This window comes from Bacteroides sp. D55t1_190419_B8 (assembly GCF_015558905.1).
GTDB lineage: Bacteria > Bacteroidota > Bacteroidia > Bacteroidales > Bacteroidaceae > Bacteroides > Bacteroides vicugnae.
Window position 1 is genome coordinate 101,762 of record NZ_JADMOU010000001.1, and the last position, 11,088, is coordinate 112,849.

The 11,088-nt window shown below is 40.9% G+C and carries 7 protein-coding genes; 4 read left to right on the forward strand and 3 right to left on the reverse strand.

Annotation, left to right across the window (positions count from 1 at the left end; translation table 11 throughout):
- Positions 1-14: 14 nt before the first annotated feature.
- From I2I13_RS00355 to I2I13_RS00365, 3 genes are all read right to left on the reverse strand, one after another.
- Entirely contained in the window at positions 15-3,224 is a 3,210-nt protein-coding gene (locus I2I13_RS00355; protein WP_195648442.1) for a TonB-dependent receptor, read from the reverse strand.
- Between the two features lie 99 nt (positions 3,225-3,323).
- Positions 3,324-4,148: an ROK family protein gene (locus tag I2I13_RS00360; protein WP_195648443.1), complete on the reverse strand. Its 825-nt coding sequence runs from the start codon at positions 4,146-4,148 to the stop codon at positions 3,324-3,326.
- Positions 4,149-4,300: 152 nt separating this feature from the next.
- A complete protein-coding gene (locus I2I13_RS00365) occupies positions 4,301-5,293 on the reverse strand; it encodes a phosphatidylinositol-specific phospholipase C (protein ID WP_148364367.1) in 993 nt (330 codons plus the stop codon).
- A gap of 960 nt (positions 5,294-6,253) precedes the next feature.
- Here I2I13_RS00365 and I2I13_RS00370 point away from each other — a divergent pair.
- From I2I13_RS00370 to I2I13_RS00385, 4 genes are all read left to right on the forward strand, one after another.
- Positions 6,254-8,443 (forward strand): glutamine synthetase III, encoded by a 2,190-nt coding sequence (locus I2I13_RS00370; RefSeq protein ID WP_148364366.1) that lies wholly within the window; start codon positions 6,254-6,256, stop codon positions 8,441-8,443.
- A gap of 116 nt (positions 8,444-8,559) precedes the next feature.
- A complete protein-coding gene (locus I2I13_RS00375; RefSeq protein WP_148364365.1) occupies positions 8,560-9,261 on the forward strand; it encodes a Crp/Fnr family transcriptional regulator in 702 nt (233 codons plus the stop codon).
- A gap of 34 nt (positions 9,262-9,295) precedes the next feature.
- On the forward strand, positions 9,296-9,850 hold the full coding sequence (locus I2I13_RS00380) for an RNA polymerase sigma-70 factor (protein WP_148364364.1): 555 nt from the start codon (positions 9,296-9,298) through the stop codon (positions 9,848-9,850).
- A 66-nt stretch (positions 9,851-9,916) separates the two neighbouring features.
- On the forward strand, positions 9,917-11,077 hold the full coding sequence (locus I2I13_RS00385) for a FecR family protein (RefSeq protein WP_195648444.1): 1,161 nt from the start codon (positions 9,917-9,919) through the stop codon (positions 11,075-11,077).
- Positions 11,078-11,088 lie beyond the last annotated feature (11 nt).

Consider the following 11,088-nt stretch of genomic DNA (forward strand, 5'->3'; position numbering starts at 1 on the left):
AATCTCTGTTTTTATTAATAAGTTAATTTCACGCCAAAAGAGAATACCCTGGATACAGGATATTTCATAGCATCCCAGCCGCCACATTCCGGATCCATACCCGAATAATCGGTTATTGTAAAGAGATTCTCACCACTGAAGTAGACAGACATACGACTGCTGCGCTCTTTCAGATGCGACCACTTTTGCAATACGTCTGATAAGTCATAGGAAACAGTCAGGTTTTTCAGGCGCAAATAAGAAGCATCTTCCAAATACCAATCAGATGCCGTACTGAAGTTTGAATTCGGATCATTCTTTGACAGTCTGGGGATATTTGAAGAGGTATTTGTCGGACTCCAGGCGTTCAGAATTTCCTTTGTACGGTTAAAGTTACCATCTACATCGCTCAACGTCATATATTTCGCAGCATAGAATGCCTGAGCACCACCTACACCCTGAAACATAGCGCTGACAGACAGTTTTTTATAAGTAGCTCCTAATGTGAAAGCATATGTTGTCTTCGGAGTAGCACTACCGCAATATTGGCGGTCTTTATCATCAATCTTACCGTCATTGTTGTAGTCTACGAACTTTAAGTCACCGGCTTTGGCATTTGCCTGGATGCCTTTCCACTCTTTGTTACCATTAGAGTCGGTAACATAAGTACCATGCTCCTTATTCCAGGCAGCAACTTCGGCATCACTCTGGAAAATACCGGCAGTCTTAATCAAATAGTACGAATTCAAAGGTTCTCCCTCTGCAGTCTGACGAGTAAAAGGAATATTGCGGAATTTAGAATCACTATCAGTCCATACGCCAGGAGTACCATCGGCATTCTTCACACCTATGTCGGAAACCCAGTTCTTCAAATACGAAAAGTTACCTGATACAAAATAAGAGAAATTCTTGTTGATACGATCGCTCCAGTTTGCTGATATTTCAAAACCACGATTGCGAACTTCACCTTGATTAATCAACATCGGATCCAATCCGATAGTACTCGGCCAATCCATGGTCTGTTCCTGAATCAGGTTAAAAGTACGCTTATCAAAGTAGTCGAACGACAAAGACAAACGGCTATTGAACATTTCGACATCCAAACCTAAATCGTACTGTTCAGAAGTCTCCCATGTCAGATTCTTGTTCATGGCAGTAGAGTTATACACGAAATTATTCCAGGTTGTATTATTCATCACACCATATTGAGCTTGTTCCTGCCAATACGTTGTTCCCAACAAAAGCGATTTGTAATTATAGTTAATAGAGCCCAAGTTTCCAACACGTCCCCAAGAAGCACGCAATTTCAGCAAACTGATGAAATCATTTTTCTTAAAGAACTTCTCGTTAGAAATCTTCCATGCCAATGTAACTGCCGGAAAGTCACCAAAATTATTTTCTTTAGGTAAACGGCCTGCATAATCGCGCCGCCAAGAGGCCGTAGCAAAATAGCGATCATCGTAAGAATAAGCCAAACGGGCCACCAATGAGACATTGGCATCAGGACCTGTCATATAATCGGTAGCCGAAGTAGAACCTGCATATGCCAGATATTGCAAATATGGGCTTTCATCGGTAAAGTTCTTACCGTTAACATCAAGACCGCGCGTTACAAAATGATCAGCTGTAGTAGAGAACAATGCGCCTACTGTATGTCTTCCGAAAGTATTATCATAAGTCAGCGTATTCTCAGTTTTCCATGCATCTCTACGATAATTCGTTATATCCATGTTATTTGAGTTATTGGGCTTACCCGGTTCATCCTGAATAGGACGGAAATTTTTATAATTATTACTCTTCAGATTGTAAGTGAAACGGCTGGTAAACTTTAACCCCTGTAGTACATTGGCTATTTGCAAACTTGTAGTACTCCAAACATCACTGGTTCTGTTAAAACGGTTTTCCGCTTTCAACAGACGTACCGGGTTAACAGCATCACCATGGGCACCTGCAAAATTGCTTCCATACTTAGCTATGTATTCAGGATCTTCAGTAGTGGTTCCTCCCCAAGTTCCATCCAACGGATTATATACAGTAGCACTGGCTGGCATATAGATTGCTGATAAAACAGGACCTGTATATGCATCGTCTGTATCCTTTGTGCGGCTCTCCGTATTTTTCCAAACAAAATCTTCGCTGATAGACACCCATTTATTCAAGTCGAACTTACCATTGTAACGTATCGAATAATTCTTATTATAAGTATTGATCAATACTCCTTCGTCATTATCAAATGAGAAAGACAAACGACTCGAAAAATTCTCTGTACCTACATTCAACGCTATGTTATGGCGTTGATAAAAAGCTGTACGGAAAATCTCGTCCATCCAATTGGTACGAGTGGTGCCAATCCACGGATTTTTTGCCACATCCCAACCATCGGGAAGTGACATATCCGCATTGGCATAAGAGCGTTTACGCATCTCTAATTCACCCTCAGCATTCAGTGGCTCCGGCAAATTTGTAGCCTGACGAATCCCATAAGTACCTTCGTAACTAAGAGTGGGCGTACCTGCCTTAGCCTTTTTGGTAGTGACCAAAATTACACCGCCTGCACCTGACTGCGCACCATAGATAGCAGCAGAGGCAGCATCTTTCAATACTACGATAGATTCGATATCACTCATTGAAGCAATAGGAGCGCCGGGAACTCCGTCAACTACCCAGAGTACGTTATCCCCACCTTGTTCAACACCAGCAATTTTACGTTTGTAAGAACCTTGTCCACGGATAGTAATCGTAGGAGTAGCAGTAGGGTCACCACCGTTGGCTTGTACCGTGACACCAGCCAGCTGACCTTGCAGCATACTTTCTGTAGAGCTGACCGGACGAGTGGTTAATTCCTCGGTATTGCTCAATACACCTACAGCCGCCGACAAATCCTGCTTACGTGAATTCGCACCGTAACCTAACACAACTACTTCATCCAGAAGTTCCGAATCCTCTTTTAGAATAATCATTAAGGGTTTACCGGTAACCTGCACTTCCTGGTTTGCATAGCCAACATAACTTATAACCAATACGGCATTTTTATCAGTTGACAACTCGAACTTTCCATCCACATCTGTAATGACTCCGTTAGAAGTTCCCTTGATCAAAACATTGGCTCCGATTGCAGGCTCACCCGTTTGATCTTTCACTGTTCCTTTCACTGTGATTTGCTGTGCATAAGCACTTGCAGACAAGAACAGCACTAACAAAATAGTCAGAATCTTTCGATAGATCCTAAAATTTGCTTGTCTCATACATTTAAAATTTAAAGTTTATAATATTGATAATTATAAATCTGCCCCAAAGGTCACAAGACAGAATTATATTCGATTTACAAAAAGATTATACTTTGATTACTTTATCAGAACAGAAGCTCCCAACAAACTAGCATCTTTCTGATGGGAAACCTTCACCTCTACTCTATCCAATATAACTTTGTAAGGAAAAATCCGCATCTCATTTTCCATAGCTCCTCTAAATAAAGGAAATGCTGGTGCAATACCTCCTCCCAAAATAACAGCCTGCGGAGCATACACCAAAAGAACCGCTTTCATAAGGTTACCCAAATGAATTCCAAATTCTTTCCATATTTCCAATGCAGCCCAGTCTCCACTATTTGCCTTTTCAGCAGCCTCAGCACCAGTAGTATTGTACCGTTTAAAAAAGAAACTACTACAATATTGCTCAAAGTCGGAATCTAAATATGGCAATATTCCTATTTCGCCTGCTCCCATAAATTCGCCGCCATAGAGACGATGATCAATGATGACCCCTGCCCCGATACCAGTTCCTATCGTCACCCCCACCATGTTGGCATAAGGTTGCCCTTCACCGAACATTTTCACCCCCAAAGTGAAACAATTAGAATCGTTGTTGATAGCAACAGGTACTCTAAACTCACTTTCCAAAGCCTCTTTCAAATGAATTTCCTTCCAGGAGGAGATGTTTGCCACATTATAAACAACCCCTTTTTCCGAATCTACAATAGAAGGGACACCTATGCCAATGCCTTCTACATGTTCGTTCATCATTCTTTCAATAAGCTGAGATAGTAAATTGAGAATCGTAGAAGCATCTTGCTGCGATGGACAAGCAACCGATATCTTATTAAGACACCTGCCATTCTCCACTTGTGCTATCCGAACATGGGTTCCACCTAAATCTATTGACAGTTTCATAGCATTACACTTTTTTATTTTTAATTATAGACAAATGTAGGAATTGGACACCCTTTATAAAGTACCAAATGCGTATAATATTCTTCACTTTGCGCATTTCTGCTAAAAGAACTTCATAATAAAGAGATTTTGTTTGCCTCGGTAGAGTAGCCTCACTTGATATTGCTTTCAATTAAATATTCCACCAGTTCTTTACCGCCTTTATCATTAATAAAATCAATAAAAACAATGCCACAGTTCCGTTTGTGTTCCTGCTCCAGATAGTCTGCTACAGGTTGATTAATTTGGTCTGCAAAGATCTTAGGTGTTCCCAAAGGTAATCCGGTTGCACTGACAAAGCTAATACCCCACTTACGTGAAGAAGCGGGCTGGTCAGACACTACATCAATATTACGAATAATTGTTGTTATTTTCTTTCCAGCATCTTTGCCTGACTCATATTGGTACTCATCTTGAAGCAACACACGACCTTCTTTCCCATCTTTATTGCAAAGAATAAGCAGACAGGTTTTATTATCTTCCCAACCTACACAAGCAGCACCCGGATAATTAATCATTGCAGAATCCCTATGTAAAAAAAGAATCTTTCCGCGACAGTCTTTCAATGTCAGTTCAGGGTGAAAATCTGTTACGAAATAATCTTGATATACAGGATTACTCAAAGAAGCAGACACTAAAGATGCATAATCCTGCAACTCTCCGCCCTCCTTTTTCAGTGAGACAATCAATGTTTCAGAAGGATACGCCTGCAAAAAAGAAATGAAGGCGGGCAAAACATCATCTTCCCAATATAGATCCTGAAAAGCATAACTATGGAAGATACCTAATTTATTATTTTTCTTTTCCAAACGAATATCGAAAGCGCGAATTCCCAACTGCAACTGGACAGGAATGGTTTCAGACTGTGTTTTCAACATATCTCCACCTTTGGTAGTGCCACTGTCATGCGTACCGGGAATGGATATTTTGCACATTAACAGTGTATCATGAAGACACTTCATCCACGTTGTTTTTTCCACACTACCATTCAACCACATACTCGTTTCGGTACATTGAGGAGCGGCCTCAGTGCATAAGCCCGGAAAAACTAATACAAATATGGTCAAAGCTAATATATAACACATTCGTGAAAATTTTCGTCCCATAATATATTGCTTAATAGGTTATAATAAGCGCAAAGTTAAAAGGTTCATTTTTCTTATCTATTCTCAATTGCGTATTTAGTTCTTCATTTTGCGTAAACATTTTCCCCAATTACAATCAATAAAAAAATGAACTAGCTGATATCGGTTCGGAAATAAACTAAACACAATCTTCCTATCAGCTTCAGAGACCTCTTTTCTGAATTTTTCGTTTCCATTTCTCATATTCTCATAGTATCCATATAAAGCGAATATAATCAAATAGATAGATTATGAGAAATGATTTCCTAAATAGGCATTTCTCATAGTTTTTCAGCAAAACACCCCCGATTTCACCTCATTTCTCATACTCGTTGGCGGTATTTCTCATAGTATATCTGGCGTGTTTCCCATCAACAGAACTGATTGCTTCTTTCTGTGTGTACTGCTTTTATTCCTACGGCAATAGCATTTTGCAAACAAATCATTGTTTGTTTATATGAAATATACTAGTTAACAATTTATTATTCAATGGATAATACCGTTTTCTCTAAGGGAGAAGTCAATCTTTGCACTCCAGTGAACGGTTCTTTGCACTCTAGTGGAAAAAACCGTTCACTGGAGTGCAAAGGTCTATTCACTAGAGTGCAACAAACTAAATGTTGGTAAGATAATACGGCTTACTATAATGTATGCATCTTGATGCCTTCAAAGGGGTACTTCACCTAATACTACACTAAGATAGACGGAGTATAGGTATGATAGATACCCATCTTTTATAGTAAAAGTATGATAGATGTTCTTCATTATATGAAATTCCGACATGGAACCCAAACGCCCTACAGTTTTCGTAAGTGCCAAATTCCTGAGGGGGCATTATCAATAAAAAATAAGTTATTTCTAAAAATACCCCCTCAAAAATAGGGGTACTTTCAGAAAAAACATATAATTTTGCGCCATCAACCGATAAAAAATAGACCATTTATGTCAAAAATGCGTTTTTTTGCTTTACAAGAGCTTTCCAACCGGAAACCTCTGGAAGTTATTGCCCCTTCCAACAAACTCTCTGATTATTATGGTAGCCACGTGTTCGACCGCAAGAAGATGCAAGAGTATCTTCCTAAAGAAGCTTACAAAGCTGTAACCGATGCTATCGAAAAAGGTACGCCTATCAGCCGTGAAATAGCAGATTTAATTGCTAACGGTATGAAAAGTTGGGCTAAGTCACTCAACGTCACTCACTACACACACTGGTTCCAACCTCTGACAGACGGAACAGCCGAGAAGCACGACGGCTTTATCGAATTTGGCGAAGATGGCGGAGTGATCGAACGCTTCTCCGGAAAACTACTGATCCAACAAGAACCGGATGCCTCTTCTTTCCCTAACGGCGGTATCCGCAACACTTTCGAAGCGCGAGGATATACGGCCTGGGATGTTTCTTCACCAGCATTCGTAGTAGATACCACTCTTTGTATCCCCACTATCTTCATTTCTTATACAGGTGAAGCGCTGGATTACAAAACTCCATTATTGAAAGCACTTGCCGCCGTAGACAAAGCAGCAACGGAAGTCTGCCAGCTATTCGACAAGAACATCACACGCGTATATACCAATTTAGGATGGGAACAGGAATATTTCCTTGTAGACTCTTCCTTATATAATGCACGCCCCGACCTCTGTCTGACAGGACGGACACTGATGGGACATTCTTCTGCCAAAGACCAACAGTTGGAAGACCATTATTTCGGTTCTATCCCTCCACGTGTCACTGCATTTATGAAAGAACTCGAAATCGAGTGTCACAAACTGGGTATTCCCGCCAAAACCCGTCATAACGAAGTAGCCCCCAACCAATTTGAGTTGGCCCCTATCTTCGAAAACTGCAATCTTGCCAACGACCACAACCAGCTCGTCATGGATTTGATGAAGCGTATCGCCAGAAAACATCATTTTAATGTACTCCTGCACGAAAAGCCATATAGCGGAGTAAACGGTTCGGGCAAGCACAACAACTGGTCGCTCTGCACAGACACCGGCATCAATCTGTTCGCTCCCGGAAAGAACCCGAAAGGAAATATGCTATTCCTCACTTTTCTGGTGAACGCCTTAATGATGGTTTATAAAAACCAAGATTTATTGCGTGCCTCCATCATGAGCGCCAGCAACAGCTACCGTTTGGGAGCCAATGAAGCTCCCCCCGCCATTCTCTCTTGCTTCCTGGGTTCACAACTCTCGTCCACTCTTGACGAAATTGTCCGCCAAGTAGGAAACGAAAAAATGACGCCGGAAGAAAAAACCACGCTGAAGTTAGGCATCGGACGTATCCCCGAAATTTTACTGGATACCACCGACCGCAACCGTACTTCTCCTTTCGCATTCACCGGAAACCGATTCGAATTCCGTGCCGCAGGTTCTTCTTCCAACTGTGCCGCCTCCATGATTGTAATCAATGCGGCCATGGCAAACCAGCTGAACGAATTCCGCGCATCGGTAGAAAAACTGATGGAAGAAGGAGTAGGCAAAGATGAAGCCATCTTCCGCCTGCTGAAAGAAACAATTATCGCCTCCGAACCGATTCGTTTCGAAGGGGACGGCTATTCCGAAGAATGGAAACAAGAAGCCGCACGCCGCGGACTGACGAATATCTGCCATGTTCCGGAAGCCCTGATGCATTATGTAGATAATCAATCGAAAGCGGTACTCATCGGTGAACGTATTTTCAACGAAACCGAATTGAACAGCCGCTTGGAAGTGGAATTGGAGAAATACACCATGAAGGTGCAGATCGAAGGCCGTGTATTAGGCGACCTCGCCATCAACCATATCGTACCTACTGCCGTTGCCTATCAGAACCGTTTGCTCGAAAATCTTCGGGGACTGAAAGAAATATTCCCGGCTGAAGAATACGAAGTATTGAGTGCCGACCGTAAAGAATTAATTCGTGAGATTTCACACCGGGTCACTTCTATCAAAGTACTCGTGCGCGATATGACCGAAGCAAGAAAAGTAGCCAACCACATGGAAAACTACAAAGAAAGGGCATTTGCATACGAAGAAAAAGTACGCCCGTATCTTGACCAAATCCGCGACCACATCGACCACCTGGAGATGGAAGTAGACGACGAAATATGGCCGTTGCCTAAATACAGGGAACTACTATTTACTAAATAAAACGTCCACAAGATTGCACGAAAGCTCCCACTTTTGTGCAATCTTTTTATAGATTCGTTCATTTTCTCATTTTTTCTTTTTACTTTTGTGCTGTATAACACAGTTTTGTAGCACTCATGGTAAAAATGAATATGTCAGACATCGATATTTCGGAACCGTTATCCGATATGTTAGCTCCTCTAAACAATGAGCAAAAGGAGTTTCTGATGAACAATTATACGATACAAACCTACAAAAAGAATGAAACCATCTACTGTGAAGGAGAGACACCGTCTCATCTGATGTGTCTCATCAGTGGTAAAGTGAAAATCTTCAAAGATGGTGTAGGGGGTAGAAGTCAGATTATCCGCATGATTAAACCACGCGAATACTTTGCATATCGTGCTTATTTTGCCAAACAAGATTTTGTAACCGCAGCAGCAGCTTTCGAACCCTCTGTTATTTGCCTGATTCCTATGAGTGCCATCACTACTCTGATTGCCCAAAATAATGATTTGGCCATGTTCTTCATCCGCCAACTCTCCATTGACTTGGGTATCTCCGACGAACGTACCGTTAATCTGACACAAAAGCATATTCGCGGACGCTTGGCCGAATCACTCATTTTCTTGAAAGAAAGCTATGGTCTTGAAGAAGACGGTTCCACTTTGAGCATTTATCTTTCACGTGAAGATCTGGCAAATCTTTCCAATATGACTACTTCGAACGCTATCCGTACCTTGTCGCAATTCGCTACGGAAAGACTAATTACTATCGACGGAAGAAAGATTAAAATTATCGAAGAAGAAAAGCTAAAGAAAATAAGTAAGATTGGGTAAGAGAGTTTCTGCACCAATCGCTCCACCCTAAATAGTGAACATACATATAGAAAATATAATTGCAGACATAAAACGTGGTAACAAACAGGCTTTCAAAAAGCTATTTGATGACTACTATCCTATTCTTTGTGTTTTTTCATCCCACTATATCGATGACAAAGAGGTTTGCAAAGACATCGTACAAGATGCATTGTTGGTTTATTGGGAGCGAAAAGAAGATTTTGATGACATTCTGAAAGTAAAGAGCTTCCTCTATACCGTCACCCGAAATAAATGCCTGAATCATCTCAAACATGAACAATTGGATATTCCAGATTTTCCGGAACAAGAAAAGTTTGACAGCGGTTTTGAAGCTGCAATTATCGAACAAGAAACTTTCCGCATAGTTCGCAAAGCGGTAGAAGAATTGCCTACCCAAATGCGAAATATCATCTTATATTCCATGAAAGGGTTAAAAAACCATGAGATTGCTGACAAATTGCAAATTTCAGAGGGTACTGTCCATACGTTAAAGAAATTCGCCTATCGCAAACTTCGCGAAAGCCTCAAAGGCATAAACTACGCCTTATTACTATTTTTATGCAAATAAAGTAACTTTTTGATTACCCCGTTTTTTCGATTGGATTGTTTTATATACAAACAAATCCTAAAAACGATGAATTCATTCAAAGAAAACTTTAGAATTGCAAAATTCCTTGCTTCCCTATTCACTCATTCGGCTATCCCGGAGGAAGAAAAAGCCTACCGTGAATGGATTAATGAAAATCCGGAGCATCAAAAGCTAGCCAAACGAATATTGAATGAGGAAACGTATGAAAAAAACACTCAGTTAATCAAAAGTTTCTCTTCACAAAAAGCATGGGACAGAATCTACCCGCGATTGGGAGGAGAAAAAGCATCCGGTTTTCTTTCATGGAGAAAGAGCCTGAAATATGCAGCTCTTATTTTGCTTCTGATAATACCGGCTTCCTACCTTATATATAATTGGGTAGCCGGAGAACCAATCGGCGAAATCACTCCAGGAACCCATGGCGGAGAACTGACTTTAAGTAATGGCAACACCTTCAATCTTTTCGATAATGCCCTCCCGGAAGGTGCAGCTGAAATATTCATCATTGATTCTAAAGGGATCAATTATCAAACTCCTGCCAACAAGCCCAAAGTGAAAGAGATCAAGAATACGCTCCGTACACTGCATGGTATGGAATGTCACATTGTCCTTTCGGATGGAACAAAAGTACATCTGAATGCAGAATCTCAACTGACTTATCCGATTTGTTTCAACAATAAGGAACGTATCGTACAAGTTGAAGGTGAAGCCTATTTTGATGTTGCTCCGGACAAAGCACATCCATTCATCGTGCAAACACCGCATACTTCAATCCGGGTGACAGGAACCTCTTTCAATGTAAGGGCCTACGCAGATGAAGGAGTGGAAAGTACAACATTAGTGAGTGGGGCCGTAAAGATAAACAATGAAAATGAAGACTATGAATTGCTTCCAAACCAACACTTCCTTTATGACAAAAATAGCCAGAAAGGTATCGTCTCCAATGTAAATGCTGAATTATATACTTCCTGGGAGTCTGGATCATTCATCTTTATAAACATTCCTCTTGAAAATGTCATGTCATATCTATCCAAATGGTACGGATTCAAATACACTTTTGAAGACGACGCAGCCAAGCAGGTAAAAATCGGAGCTTATCTCAACCGCTATGCAAACATGAACCCTATTATCGACATGATAATGGAACTGAATATGGTAGACATCAAACAAAGGGAAGGGGTACTGCACATTGCTTATAAACAATAACTATTAATACA